The organism is Paenibacillus nitricinens, assembly GCF_052056485.1.
In the GTDB taxonomy this organism is placed as follows: Bacteria; Bacillota; Bacilli; order Paenibacillales; family Paenibacillaceae; genus Paenibacillus_AQ; species Paenibacillus_AQ nitricinens.
Map to the genome: position 1 here is coordinate 5,777,752 of NZ_CP183948.1, position 15,369 is coordinate 5,793,120.

Consider the following 15,369-nt stretch of genomic DNA (forward strand, 5'->3'; position numbering starts at 1 on the left):
GGAAAACACTGCCGTTTTTTTCGTTTAACTTTCGATTAAGCTTACATCATCCAAATAAATCGTGCTGCCCGCACCAATTTCACTATTCGTCTCCGTACTGTTCCCATCAATAAGCCCTAGTAAAAATACCAGATGAACCCCTGCGTCTGTCGCACCGTTCATGGTAAATGTGTAGCTGAATTCTTTCATGTTCTGGGTCAAGGCTATAAGCTCAGCCTCCATATATTTGGTGTAGTCCCCGCCTTTATGCTCCACAGCTACCTGAATATTACGGTTTACCGTAGAACGGGCCTTAAACTTCAAGGTGTACGTCTTTCCCTGAATAAGCTTCAGGTTTTCGTAATCCACTTGTGCGCTGTAGGCAGCTTGCCCTGTGCCCGTCAGGTCTATCGCAAATTCGCCATCTTTTACAGCAGCAGATCCGGTTCCATCAAAATACTGGCTCCACCCTTTTGAATCCACATCAAAGGTTCCATTATCCAGCGTGCCGCTTGGGGGTGTCACTGGCGGACCACCTTGTACTTCCCGGACCACAATATCGTCAAAAGAAATCGTATGTGGCGTACTGTTAGCCGTAGGATCAGTGCCCTGCGATTTGCCAATCAGATAATTCAGCTTCAGCGGATTGCTGTTAGACACCGTAAATTGTGCGCCATACGTTGCCCAATCGGCAGTAATATCAAACTTTGCTTGAGCGGAAGCTGCAGAAGTATTGGAGTATTCCAGGATGATTTGCCGAGGAACCGTTGATTTTGCCTTAAAACTCACCTCATACGTTTTTCCGCCTTCCAGCGGGATACCCTCTTGGTAAAATTGTGTATGCCATGCCTCCCATCCTGCCGACGTAATCAGGATTTCTGCCACGCCATCCTTCACATCAAATGCCGAAACACCACCTTCTCCAGACCATGTAGACCAACCCGTCTTATCGCTACCAAACGAACCATTGATGACCAGGTTGTTATCATTAGCAAGTATTGTCTGAAGCACATATCCGTTTGCGTAATGGTCAGCTTCTACTGTGATGGTATAGTTGCCCTCGGATGGAAATACTGCTGCATCGATTGTGATTTTCCCAGGTTCAATGGTGTATTGTTCAGTTTCAAGTGTTGTACCATTAACCTTCACTGCAACAATTTTCTTTCTCCAATCCTCATGGTCTATGAAGGTTAGCTCAATCGGCTGCGAAACTCTGTTGTTTGAACTATCGCTTATCAATTCCTGAGGTTTTGCTGGTGCATTTTTAATTTCAAATTTCACATTATCGATAATAATATCATGGCTTTGAGGAATACTATTTCCCTCAACCTTTCCAAGCAGGAATTTAAGAGACAGTGTATCTTTACTGCCTTGACGGAATTCGAATTTGTAATGAGTTGTTGCTGGTGTGAGCTCTACAATATTTGTAAATGAAGCCTGATAAGATGCATTTTCAACATTCACTCCGATTTTCCGGGCTATGGTTGAACTGGCATCAAACTCTAGCACATAATCTATTCCGCTTGCAGCTTTCAAGTTATTTTGAAACAACATCACGGAATAGGGCTGACTACCCGTATTCGTAATGTTAAACTTTGCTGTTCCATCTGTAGCAGTAGCAGTGCTCTGTCCGCCCTGCTCCGTCAACAGCCGATCCCAGGCAAGAAATTCAGCGTTGAATTCACCATTCACCAGCGGATAGTAAACAAGTGATGGATCATAATAAAAGCTCGTGCGCAGCAACTTGAAGTTATCCAAGATGACGGTATCCGCAGCACCATTCAGAATTAATATGAATTGTCCCTCATGATCCGTTGCACCTGCAAGGTTGGTGAAGACTGCTTTTATTTCTTGTTCACCTTGGGCTAAGTTAACCGATTGCTGCGCATGTACGCTGCCGTCTTTTCCAAGAAGCTGAACTGTGGCTGTACGTGCAGAGGATACTGCAGCATTAAAGGCAAGTTCATAGTCTTGGCCTTGTATAAGCTGAATTCCCTTCTGAAGCAATCGGACTTCGCCACTTTCGCTGCCGCCAATTTTCACATTCAGCTTGCCTTTGTCATCTACTTTAGCCGCAGCCGTTGCACCTTTGGCTGTTTCTACGTGCCAATAGCTCATCCGATTCGGCTCACCAAGATCGAAAGTGCCATTGTACAGATGATTACCGCTACCGAGCGGTGTCTTTATTCCGTCATGGTCAAAAGGAATACGATCTACCTCTTCCAGACGGACATTTCCGAGCCAGACTGGTGAAGCATTAGTACCCATGTTGAACTCTATCCGTGTTGCAATATCAGAGTTTTCTTTCATTTGAAACATCGTTTCGTAATGGGTCATCTCGGAAGTCAGCTCTGCCTTAAGCGCTGGAGAATAAGCGGCAAAGCCCCGTGATTCTCCCCCCGTTAGTTTAACGCTAATATTACGTGATACGTCTGTTTTCGCCTCGAAGCTGAGCTTATAGAATCTGCCTTTAGCAACGGATACGATCGCTTGAGGTTGAACGGAATACACATTGCCTCCAGCATTACTGATATTTACCTTTACGAAGTTGTGCCCCCCAATCGGCACAGTGGATACTGTAGCATCGGCTCCTGGTTCTTTAAACAAAACCCAATGTGAAGTATTCGGTATTCCCATTCCACTATCTCCGGGAACCTGCTCCGTGAAGTTGTTGTTATAGACAAGATTGCCATCAGGAAGTGCAAGCTTTGAGCCTTCTAAGTAAGCTTCCTTCTCCAGCGTTACGGGTATCGGCTCACGATACTCACGGCCTGTCAGTTCATAGACTCTGACATAATCAACCTGCATTGACTTTGGAAACACAGTCTCAGGTGTTGGGTCGCCATCGAAGTTGCCGCCAACAGCCAGATTTAACAGCAGGTGGAACTCTTGATTGAATGGTGCTGGATAAGCATTATTCGCAGGCTGGCCATTGCTGATGCTGTACCAGTCATTTTTGGTCAAGAACAGCTCACCATCTACATACCAGCGAATTTCTCCCGGTTCCCACTCAATGGAGTACGTATGGAATTGTTCTATCGTGGAACCTTCCGGGAACACATACTCTTTACCAGAGTACACATTGTTAGGCCACTCGCCGCCGTAATGAATAGTACCCGCTACCGTATTAGGACGGCTGCCCCAGCCCTCCATAATATCAAGCTCACCAGAGGAAGCCCAATTTCCGTACTCGTAGTTCTCGGGCAGCATCCAGATCGCCGGCCAGTACCCTTTTCCGGTAGGTGCTTTAGCTCGAATCTCGAATTTCCCATATTTCTTGCTGAACAGACTTTTTGTCTTAAGTCGCGCAGAAGTGTACTCCTTGCCACTTACTGCTTCTTTATGCGCCGTAATCACTAAATTACCATCTTGTACCTTTGCGTTCTTCTCATCACTTGTATACCATTGCTTCTCGTTGTTACCCCAACCTGGATTGTTAAATTGCGAACCATCTCCAAGGTCATAGGTCCATTTCGTAGGATCAATGGTCCCTTCATTGAATTCATCTCCCCAAACCAGCGTCCACGGATCATTGGTTGGTGTTGGCGTCGGTGTGGCTGTAGGCGTTGCCGTTGGTGTCGATGTCGGTGTGGCTGTAGGCGTTGCCGTTGGTGTCGATGTCGGTGTGGCTGTAGGCGTTGCCGTTGGTGTCGATGTCGGTGTGGCTGTAGACGTTGCCGTTGGTGTCGATGTCGCCGTTGGTGTCGATGTCGCCGTTGGCGTTTCGGTAGGTGTAGTAGTTGCTGTAGCTGTTGCTTCAGGTGTTTCGGTTGGCGTCACTGTTGGACCTACATTACCAGAATTGCTTGGAGCAGAAGTTGCTACTGGTAATGTCGTTTTCCCAGTGTTTCCTTTTTGTACTGGTGAGCCGCCAATCGTTACTCCATCGGCTTTGTTATCTATTGAGGTTACGCTTCCGCTGCCTTGAATCACTGTGCCTCCGGCACTTGCAGTCAGGATTAACGCGGACACATATGCATTATTCTCCAGAGTCAATTGAGTTGGGCTGCCCACCGTAAGACTGGCAATAGTTCCTGAGATTCTTAGCAAAGAGCCGCTGACTACTGAGTCTGCCGAGCGAACCGCTCCAAATATCCCTCGAAGTGAGATATTATGAGGAACGACGTTCATCTCAATATCCCCAAAGCCTGCTCCCGTAAGATCGCTGCTCTCTTCCAAGATAGCCCCGGATTGCAGCTGCACAGTATCCACAGTTGTTGACCCGCTGGCATAAATTCGAACCTTGCCGTTAGGTTTGGCTACTTGAAGCGGCCCAATAGAAGTATTGTGTAAGCCAATACTTTGCTCACCGCCACCTCGTACAAACGTAGTCCCTGTTACCTTAACACCTTCAAGCTTCGCATTCCCTTCGGCAATCCCCTCCGTTAAATAAAGATTGCCTTGGATGACAGTATCTTTAAGAACCACATCGGCATGATTAATGATTACATTGCCCTTTACTGTTCCAAGCGAAGTCTCTCCAGATTTTAAGATGAGTCCCGAAACCATTCGATCAGCAAGCTGAGCAAGCTCTGCACGTGTAATTCCGCCCTCAGGCTTAAACAAACCTCCAGGATAACCTTTAATAAAGCCAGCACTCGATAGGGCTGCTATCGCTTTCGCAGTTTCATCACTGATTCCGTTCAAATCAGTGAATCCTGCTGTGCTACTTTTGTCCGTATTGAAACGAAACACTTTCTCCAAGGATAACGCCGCCTCAGCACGCGAAAGTGCATGGGAAGGATAAATATTGTTATTCTTATCACTGCTCAAATATCCAGCTGCAATCCCTTTGGCAATATCACTCTTATACCAGTCTGTAGCCAGCACATCCGCTGGAAGCTTATCCGATTGCTCCTGATGATTAAATATACGATTCATAATTGCCGCGAACTCTGCCTTTGTGACTTCCTTGCCCGGTTGAAACGATCCGTCGTCATATCCACTTATAATCCCATTTGCGCTCCAACGCTGTAATGGACCTGCAGCCCAATGGCTTGGAGATACATCCGTAAACGCTTTCAATACATCGATTGTTTCATTTTCCACTTTCGTTACCGCTGAATCAGGTGAGTTTCCCTTTAATGGCTCTGCCGCTGAAGCATTCATGCTCCCAACCGGTGATAGCAGCCCGGTGACAAGGAGCATAGCAGCTATTGCTGCCGTGAAATTCCTCTTCATCCTAAACATCACTCCTCGAATTTCGTAATATTCGTAATTCAAGCGAAGAATCGAAATCGGTTTCGACAATGTTATTGTTGCTTAGATTTCCATATTTGTAAAGATATAATTTTGAATTTTTTTACATTATTTTTTTCGGAATATATCTCAGGATTAAAATATCCGTTTGACTTGTTTCGGCAATAAGAATAGACTTAAAATAACTGTTTTACTCTTCACTCCATTCAAAAAAACTCATAAATAACCGCTCTACCACAGTCTTTCCCCCATATTCCAACTATTAAGCGGAGGGTGGCTTATATTACATATGAATATCAAAATGATTGCCGAAATGGCAGGCGTTTCTGTCTCGACCGTTTCGAAAATTATGAATAATTACAGCGATGTTTCGGAAAAGACCAAGAAAAGAGTCCTGGAGATCATCGAGCAAACTGGATATTCACCATCCAACTCCGCCAAGACACTTGCAACCAAAAAATCAAATCTGATCGGTGTGATTTTTGCAGGTGAGCTTAATGTAGAATTTACGCACCCTTTTTTCGTCGAGGTATTAAATTCCTTCAAGAAACAAATGGGTGTACTGGGATACGATCTCATCTTCTTTTCAAACGAAAAATTTATTAGCAGCGGAGATTACTTCGCGCGCGCTGTTCATTTTAATGTGGATGGCTGTGTCATTATATCTGGACAGAAGATGGAGCCAACGATCCACGATCTGGACATGAGCAGTATCCCTTGTATCGGGGTAGATCTCGAACTAAAAGGGAAGAAGTCAGGCTTTGTTATGTCAGATAACTTCCAAATATCCTCTAAGGTCGTGGAGCATTTTTACCTCCTTGGTTATAGGGAGCTTGGTTTTATAGGAAGTGCTGCGGATTCAGAAATATCCAATCTACGGGAAGCAGGATATACCAAAGCTATCGAAAGTTTCGGTCTCCCTTTGAACCGGCGTTGGTTTGTACATGGCGACGATTTCTTTGAGTCCAGCGGATATACGGCTATGCAACAATTAATTCAAAGCGGCAGTTTACCAAAGGCCATTTTTGCTGCCTCTGATTTGCTGGCTTTAGGAGCCATCCGTGCATTAAAAGAACATGACCTCCGTGTCCCTGAGGATATCGCCATCATCGGCTGCGATGACATCGAAGCCTGCAAATATACTACACCAAGACTGTCTACCATCCGTCAGAACAAACAACGACTTGGCATCCTCGCTGCCCATATGCTCTATGACTTGATTAACAATCAGTCAGGTGGCGGTTCTTTTGTTGTGGAGCCAGTACTTGTTGTGCGCGAGTCCTGCGGAAGCCAATTGAAATCTTAGGGTATAACACGAATAAATCCCCTCAAGGTTTACAACGCCTCAGACCTCAATAAGAGGTCTAAGGCATTGTCTAACTTGAGGGGATTTTTCATTTAGGGAGCTTACCATTTCATTTTAGAATTTCGCAAGTAGATTTGAAATACTCTGAGCTGCCTCGGCACGGGTTGTCATCGATTGCGGAAGGAAGTTACCATCCTGATGACCCGACAGAAGCTTAGCTTCTAGCGCACCTTGTACATAGGTTACCGCCCAAGAACTAACTTTAGAGCTGTCCTTAGTCGCATGGAATGAACTTACTTCCGGCTTAACGCCCGTACGATATGCATAGGCTCTTACCAGCATAGCCGCCATTTCCTCGCGGGTAATCTGTTGATTCGGGTCAAAACGATCCTCGGATACGCCTTGAATAATACCTGCTTCAAAGGTTGCATTGACCGCCTCTTCATACCACGATCCAGCGTCTATATCTTGGAATGAAGTCGGACGACTCGCAGTTAAGGAAAGCGCTCTGCTGAGGAGAGCTGCATATTCCGCTCTTGTGATGGAACCCGATGGGTTAAACATAGAGTCAGATTCTCCCTTCACAATTTGTTTAGCAGATAGTTCCTGAATGGTCTTGTATGCCCAGTGACTTTCAGGTATATCTCGATAGCTGCTTTGGAACGAAAGAACTACGTATTGGCTAAAATGATTCAAATCTACGGTAAGACTGGTTTTGGACGGATTCATCGTCCCACCTAGATAGGTAAAGTTCCCATTGTCCTCAATACGGTAAATACCAGCTAGAGCTGGATTGGTTCCATTCAGAATCGGTAGTGTTATCTTCACGGGTATAGGGAATTGCTTCAGTGAATATTTATTACCAGACTCATCTGACATGATTAATGAGAAGTCCATGATGTCACCAACCCGTGAATACGGTGGAGTTATTGTTAGTTGATTTGATTGAATAGCTTCCATCTTCAAAAGTATTGTTGCTGTCTTCGCAGTTGATGGCAGAAGCTTACGAAGCTCGTTCAATACTTTGGAGGACATAATGGTACGAACCCCATTCACTTGTATCTCTAGATCCCTATTGCCGATCTGATCAAGTTGATCGATCGGAATCATTACTTGATTCTTATCTCCTTGAAGCTGTAAGATGATGTTTCCTTCAGCACTCTTCGTTAAGAGTTCATCTGGGATAACAACCGCCCCTGCGGGCAGCTCCGGCTTCACCACCACTGGCGGCGTAACGCTTGATCCTGGGTTCCCCCCACCCGTTGGTGGTGTTGTCGACGTATCATTTTTGCGCATAACAGTAATTGTGTAAATCTGTTTGGTTCCATCTTGAGCTGTCACAGTTACGGTGATCATATTAGTGCCGACATGTAAATCTCCACTACCTGTAATCTTAACTACGCTAGTCGGATCGTATGCCGTATAGGTAATATCCGTTACCGACGTACTATAGGGAACCGTTACGTTATAGTTCAACGTACTAGGTGCAAAAGCTGGCAGAGTTTCCCCATTCATTCGTAGATCGGACAGCAGAATTTGGTTAGGTAAGGATTCTGACTCACGGATGACGATAATCGTATACATATTCGAGCTGCCGTCTGGAGCTTGAACATGCACTTCCACAAGATTCTCGCCTACTTGCAGAGATTTACCACCCATGACATGAACACTTAGCAAAGGATCTGCCACCTTATAAGTAACCTCTGCGACCGAAACATTATTAGGTACACGAACCGAATAATTCATTTGATCCGGTGTGAAGCCCATCAACGATTGACCGTTTATCTGAAGATCTACTAGTGTTGCCTGAGAGATCTGTACTTCTTTAGTTGCAGTGGTCAAATTCGGCATCGTTTCATGCCCTTTCGCATCTGCAATCATCGCTTGCGTAATTTGTACAGCAGTAGCCTTTTCTTGCGGTGTTACTTCTAGCTTAACAATAGGAGCATTTGCTTGAATGCCATTTGTTGACGTTAGAATGATTCTTGTCGCTCCATTAACCGTCTCTTTACGAACCATCTTAACACCTGGTTGAGCCGGTTCAATCGATGAGAAGTTAAGGGTACTAGCGTCTATGTTCAAATCGATGGCTGTCACATCTGAAATAGCATTGTTGATCGATACTTCATAACCTTTGAGCTGTTGTGTAGCAGCATCCACTACTTTCGTGAATTGTAAATCTGCAGCACCCGATTGTTTCTGCTCGGTCTGCGGTATGAACATACCGTCAATGACATGAGAATCTCCAATGGCCGGATTCAAGCCAAGTGCAGTTAGCACCGTTGCAGCCAAGTCTCTTGTATTCCCACCTTGCAATAATTTTTCCTTGCCTGCTTCGGTGGCTACCGTTCTACCATTCGCTGCGAAGAAGATTGTGGTGGCAAGGGGCTCATCTTGCCCGTGACTTGTTGCCATACCCAAAGTTCCGTCTGCATTCTCTTTGCCCCCACCATGGTCAGGCAGCATGAGGATAAGCGTGTCTTCCAGCAAATCATTGTTCTTTAAAGCATCATAAATAGTCTGAACATTCTTGTCCGTCTTCTTTAGTTGTTCATAGTACGCCTTCGTATAGAACCCTTCACCGTGGCCAGCCCCATCCATATCATCCAATTGGAAGAAAATTAACGAGGTATCTTTCGCTTTGCCGCTAGCTGCGTATTGCGTGAATGCCGCTACATCCTCTTCATCCCCCAAGGAATAGCCTTCAACACCAACAGAAGGTTCAATATGCCCCTGAACAATGTTGCTCCATGTAGAGAACACCGTTTGTTTCGTAGCAGGTAATGCCTCTCTTATTTTTTTGAATACCGTTGGGTAGTCCCATGATTCACTGTACGTGTAGGCTGCGGTATCGTCATTATATAGACCATGCTTCTCATAACCAACACCATTAATCATCGAGCCCCAGTTTGGAGACGAGCTGGATGGTAACGTGGTTTTGGCCGTATAGCTAATGGCTCCATGCTCGATAATATTGCGAATGGCTGGAATTTGCAGACGATCGCCTACCTTTTCTTTCTTGGAGCTAGGTGTCTCCCAATAAGGAGCATCTTTTGAGACGGATACACCTCCACCATCAATCCCGATAACTACTACACGTTTATAGGGCTGGTATTGGACCTCGGCTGCAATATCTGTTAACTCTTTATCCGAAATGCCTTTCGCAAGTGCAAGGTCACCTATCGTAACATAACCATCTTCATTAAGATCTTCGGAAGCTTTGGCATGGATCTGAATAACGGCAGGCACCGATTCAAATGCCTTAATCGTTAGTTTTGTTGATCCGGTATAGAAATCTGCATGCTTTACTTCGATGATACCTTGGCCGGAAGCACCAAGCGTATTGAATTTAAGCTCCGAAATTCTGGATTTCGCATACTCCAGCGGATTCTCGATGTTATAGACATTACCCCCTGGCAGTTCTAGTCTAACGATACCAAGGGTCGAAGTGTCTGTCTTCGTTGCGCGAGATGCGCTGACAAATTCGAATTGTGCTGGATCATAGGCTATCTCAACGACAGCTTTGTCCACTTTAGTCGTCATATCAGGTGTACGCAGATCTAGGTTATATCGGAATTGCGTACCTTGAATCGTGTGCTTAGCTCCGATCAGATTTAATGAACCTGAAAAATCCTCAATGGAAGCAAGCGGCGGAGCACTGTTATACATATTAGAAACTTCCTGAGCGGTTAATGCTCTTCCATACATATGAAGCTCATCAAGCTGTACTTGCAGCGCATTGCTGTAATTGCCTGTACCATCATTTCCGATCATGGTTGACAATCCTGTATCCAGCGTACCCTTTCGACCTGCAATCGTCATGGTACTTGCGATCCCCTGATAGTTCGAGCCATTAACTTTGGTCACATTTACAGGAACACCATCTTTATAAAAATCAACTCGCCCTGAAGCACGATCATGCGATATGGCGATATGATGCCAGGTGCCATCTACAACATTTGGAATTTGGGCATCTGCACGCGATTCGCCGGATGTATTGAAGTTCCATTGAAGTGCACTTCCCTTCAGCGCTAAGGCATAACCTACATTTGCACCAGAATCCCAATTCTTATTGGATAGAATCGCAGGGTCTCCTGAGACAGAAGGTGATTTAACCCAAAATGCGAACGAGAAGTTCTTGTCCTTGCCGAATTGCAGACTTGTTGGTTTGCCAAGATCAACATATTGCAGCGCTGAACTCTTGGAATCGATACTCAAGGCTTGTCCGACGCGACCTTTCACGAACTGTGGATCTTTAACCGGTGTTGCCGGTATAGCATTTACAGATTGATCCTCCAAATTATTCTCGAAGGACATCTGTAGAAGTGCGTCCGCAGAGAATACTGAGCTACCGGTAAAATCGATCTCACTCATACTGGTGAATAAAACGGTTGGGTTATAGGTGCTCGTGACAACAAATTTCACATATCTGCCTTGTATCGCTTTATCCAGCCTATTGAAATCTTGATAGCTCGTGCCTTTCCAGGTTTTCTGGAATGTACCGCTCGCTTTATTCGCCGGATTACTCAGGTACACCGGATCGGTCAAATCCGATAATTGATCCGAGGCGTAGAGTTCAAAATCCTTTGGAAATTCCAGAGCCGTCTGACTTAAGCGGCTAGTGCGCCCAATACCAGTTAAGTTCTTACTACCCTTCATGTCGATAATGACCCAATGTGGAAATGAAGCGACAGGCTCCTGCCATTTGGAATGCCAAATCGTAGCCGTATCGTTATCAAGGATGTTCGCAGCATTGGCATTTTCATTGTCCGCATAAGAACTAAAGGAGTCGATAGTGAATGCGTTCTTAGGAATAAAGGAATATATTGCTGCCTGTTGTATTTTTTTATAGACCCACTGAAGCTCGACATAAGCAAGGTCAATTTCGGTTGGGCTATTACTTGCCGTCAGTTGTCTGGCTTTCTGAAGTTGGCTTGCAAGCTCGCCCAGCTGGTCTTTCGGGTAAGATACACCACTGACTTTATCGCTGTTCTGTTGAAAGGATGCAGCGTCATGAATTAATGTAGTGAGCTGTTCAAAGGTAAAAAGCTGAACACCCTTATAGGAATCCGACAATGCTTTGTTTTCCGTGGCTGTGAGAGATCTCTTCCAAATTCTCAGATCATCTATGGTAATCGTTGCTCCGCCATTTCCTTTGTTGCCATCCACACCAATCAGCGTGTTAAAGGTTGTATCTACACTTTGAGTACCAAGCGAGGCAATACTCCCCGATGCCTTCTCCGTCCCATCTACATAAACTTTTGCTAAGTTGTTTGTTCTGTCCGCTGTAATGGTAAAGAGATGCCACTCCATTCCTACACTTGATGCTGTAATATCCGCTCTTTTCGTTCCATCACTAATATTTAAGGTCATACCATTGGTGGAGGCAGGTCCAATATACCAGCCTAGGTTACTTCCACTATTCCAGTTTTTATTGGAAAGGATAGTCTGATCCCCGGAAAGATTGCCTTTGTGCCAGAAAGACACGGTGAAGCTTCCTGCTCCGAATTTCAAATCATCACGCCTGCCCAAATCAATATAATTACTATTACCCGCTGCAATGAGCGCAGCTTTATTGGCTTTACCATCGACATACGTTACATTGCCTGCTAGACTTGCTAGCCCTGTCACGTCTTTAGCTTCATCGGATAGGTTACCATCCAATTTCATATCGACAACTAGATCCTTCCACATGGTCGATGGATCAATTGGCGTCAGTTCAGGTCCTTCATTGCCGGCTGTGAACGATTGCTCTAGCGTTGCAGAGCGATTCCCGTAGGCATCCACAGCTGTCACTTGAACAATGTATGAAGTTTGAGGAGCAAGTCCTTCGAGTGGAATATTCATTGCATTCGGAATCGGGGAAAAGTAATAGTCAGAGAATACATTTACAGATTTGCTGCTGACTCCAGACCTTTTATCGATGACATTGATTTCATAATGATGCATAGATTGATCATCTTTCGCTTGCTTAAAGGAAAGTAAAGGTACCGTATCCTGATTCGTTATGCCGAGTTCACTATTGAATACAGGAGCAACCTTATTACGGTTAGCCGTAGTGTACTTGAAATTGCTCTTCATAGCTTCATTCGTTGAGCCTTTTAGCTGAATGACCCACTTCTCTCCAGCAACTGTACCCGCACTGTTGAATGGAGGCTGCGGCTCAGCCGTCCATTTACCGTCTGTGTAGATATCTCCAGGATCTGCGTTAAACGCAATACGATCCACTTCAACCCGATCCGCATATACCTCAACGAAGTCGGCCTGACTGACAGGAAATTCAAAACGTCCTTCAAGTCCCTTCTTAGTCACTTGGGAGTAGCCTCGATCGGATTCAATGTAAGACATGGAGCCAAGGTTAACTGAAGTGAAATCCTTCTGGTAAATGGAGCGATCATCACTAATATTCAGATGGGAATGTCCTGAGAAGGTAATCACTTGAGGATAGTCTTTGAGATCCGTATAAAGATTAGGATTGGATGCCTGTTGCCCATCCATTACCGTATTCGATATAGGCTGGTGCACATTCACGAAGATGGGGGTATTCTGATTTTTCGGATCAGCTGTGAGTTCTGCAAGTCTACCCTTTAGCCAATTACGCTGACCTGTATCTGAGTTGTAATTGTTCCCGTTTAAAAATATGAAATGATAGCCACCGATTTCAGATTCATAGTAGCCATTCGGCTGGCTTGTGAACCAGTCCGCAGGATAATGTTCGTTGACTTTAGCAACGGTGGAATCGTGGTTGCCTATAGCCATCCGGATTTGGGTGTTATTCCACTGCTTTCTAGCTAAATTTTGCTCAAAAATTTCTCGAACCATCACATGATCATTGGGCTTGTCATTCCCATTATCATTAATCATATCGCCAACGACGAGTATTGCATCCGGGTTCGGGAAAATCGACCCTATCGTATCAAAGAATTGGGTATAACGGGCATCCGCTGAAGCATGTGAGCCTACATGTACGTCTGACATCGCTACAAACTGGAGCAAGGGCTTTTCTTTGGTCTTGATGATATAAGAGAAGGTTACTCCTTTACTTGCCACGCCATTTTTGATCGCAATGGCTGACAAATTTGTTGTTTTGGAAATTAGGATCGGCCCGTTATATTTCAAACTATTAATATCCGGAAGCGTGCCGTCGAGTGTATAGTAAACGTCAGCATTCTGCGTTGCAGTTGTAAGGTGGATCGTTTGTACTTCTTCATATCGGCCGGTCGGTACAGAAGTCGTTGGTTGATCTACAGATAGAATCTCAGATTCTTCAGCTGCAAACACAGGGGTGATATTCGGCATTGTGGAACAAATCACTGTGAGTGCCAGTAATAATGCAACAAATTTCCTACCTTTTCTGAACAAAATCATCTCTCCCAAGCATTATTTTATAGTTTTGAATCACATGAGAACTCACCATCGACAGAAGAGCTAGCTACCCTATCCCGGATATATTCGATAACGCCTCCTTTCTTCATCCGATTCAAAGTACATCCCATACTATTATTTGGTAGCCTGGGGTCTGCTGTGTATATTGTAGGTATGGATTATTTGCATAACATTAAATATCTGTAAAATTCAAAAGATGCATCCAAAGACTGTGATATGGGTCAAAACGCCTAACTCAATCCCAAAAGTCGCCTATCAAATGAATAACATCTGCATACTATCAGACCAATATGATCATAACAGTAGCCAAATACATGCATAACACATGCCCAAAAATACTTTTAGTAACGAAACAAAAACGACCATCCCTCGGAAAAATACCGAGAAACGGTCGCATGTTTACAATCTTTTATATTTTATGTTTACCTGAACAACTCACAATGAAGTTGGCTCCCCTACCCGCTCATCTAAGTTCAGCTCTACCAGTTGACCCGCCTGGGTCAATCCCGCGCCAAAGCCATACATTAGAATCTTTTGCCCATTCTTTACTTTGCCATCACGTATCCCCAAATCAAGGGCTAAAGGAATTGTAGCGGCAGAAGTATTGCCAAAATTCACAAGACTATGCAGCACTTGCTCCATCGGATAGTTCAATCGCTCGCAAATCGGCTCAATCATCCGCATATTCGCGCTGTGTGGAATAAACCAGTCGACTTGTTCCAGACCCACTGCTGCTTTTTTAAGCAACTGCTGTATACCAAGAGGGACGGTTCTAACCGCCCAGCGAAACACCTCGCGCCCGTTCTGTACCAGCATCTGTGTGTCTACCAGTTCAATATTGTTAACCGTATGGGCTAGACCTGTGCGATACACATGATGCCCCCCGCTGCCATCACTAGCTAGCTGAAAGCCTAAAAATCCCGTCGATTCCTTATCACTCTCCACAAGCACTGCCCCAGCTCCATCACCAAAAAGGATACATGTACTTCGATCAGTGTAATCGGTAATCTTGGAGATCGTATCCGCACCAATCACTAGAACCTTACGGTGCATCCCTGAAGCGACATAGCTATGAGCCGTATGAAGCCCATATACAAAACCCGCACAGGCTGCGCTCAAATCTATAGCTCCAGCAGTCTGTGGAATATTTAAACGGTCTTGAATCAAAGAAGCTACAGAGGGAAAGGAAAAATCAGGTGTACTAGTAGCTACCAAGACCATGTCGACATCCTGAACGCTTTTTCCATAACGTTTCATTAGGTCCTGTACTGCAGCTACACATAAATCACTTGTGTATTCATCCTCTCGACTAATTCTGCGTTCACGAATTCCAGTCCGCTGAACAATCCACTCATTATTAGTATCCACCATCTGCTCAAGATCGGCATTCGTCAATCTTTTTGCCGGGACATAAGTTCCGATAGCTGTAATTTTTGCACCTGTCATTCCAATCACCTCTTCAATTAGTATCTGATATTAGTACTTGGTACTAATTATAA

General features: G+C 44.8%; 4 protein-coding genes. 1 reads left to right on the forward strand and 3 read right to left on the reverse strand.

Going from position 1 to position 15,369, the window contains the following annotated elements:
* Window positions 1-24: 24 nt before the first annotated feature.
* A complete protein-coding gene (locus ACN6KS_RS25745; protein WP_440960773.1) occupies window positions 25-5,160 on the reverse strand; it encodes a carbohydrate binding domain-containing protein in 5,136 nt (1,711 codons plus the stop codon).
* 307 nt (window positions 5,161-5,467) lie between these two features.
* Between ACN6KS_RS25745 and ACN6KS_RS25750 the strand changes: the two genes are divergently transcribed.
* A complete protein-coding gene (locus tag ACN6KS_RS25750; protein ID WP_094873942.1) occupies window positions 5,468-6,484 on the forward strand; it encodes a LacI family DNA-binding transcriptional regulator in 1,017 nt (338 codons plus the stop codon).
* A gap of 114 nt (window positions 6,485-6,598) precedes the next feature.
* Here ACN6KS_RS25750 and ACN6KS_RS25755 read toward each other — a convergent pair whose 3' ends face one another.
* Both ACN6KS_RS25755 and ACN6KS_RS25760 read right to left on the reverse strand, forming a co-directional pair.
* The gene (locus ACN6KS_RS25755; RefSeq protein WP_440960774.1) at window positions 6,599-13,846 is read right to left on the reverse strand and encodes an S-layer homology domain-containing protein; all 7,248 of its coding nucleotides are present in this window, start codon (window positions 13,844-13,846) and stop codon (window positions 6,599-6,601) included.
* Between the two features lie 459 nt (window positions 13,847-14,305).
* Entirely contained in the window at window positions 14,306-15,316 is a 1,011-nt protein-coding gene (locus tag ACN6KS_RS25760; RefSeq protein WP_094873946.1) for a ketoacyl-ACP synthase III, read from the reverse strand.
* Between the last annotated feature and the right edge of the window lie 53 nt (window positions 15,317-15,369).

Excerpts from the sequence above, each read along its gene's own strand:
- ACN6KS_RS25745 (WP_440960773.1), bottom strand. The coding sequence starts at position 5,160 with ATGAAGAGGAATTTCACGGCAGCAATAGCTGCTATGCTCCTTGTCACC.
- ACN6KS_RS25750 (WP_094873942.1), top strand. The coding sequence starts at position 5,468 with ATGAATATCAAAATGATTGCCGAAATGGCAGGCGTTTCTGTCTCGACC.
- ACN6KS_RS25760 (WP_094873946.1), bottom strand. The coding sequence starts at position 15,316 with ATGACAGGTGCAAAAATTACAGCTATCGGAACTTATGTCCCGGCAAAA.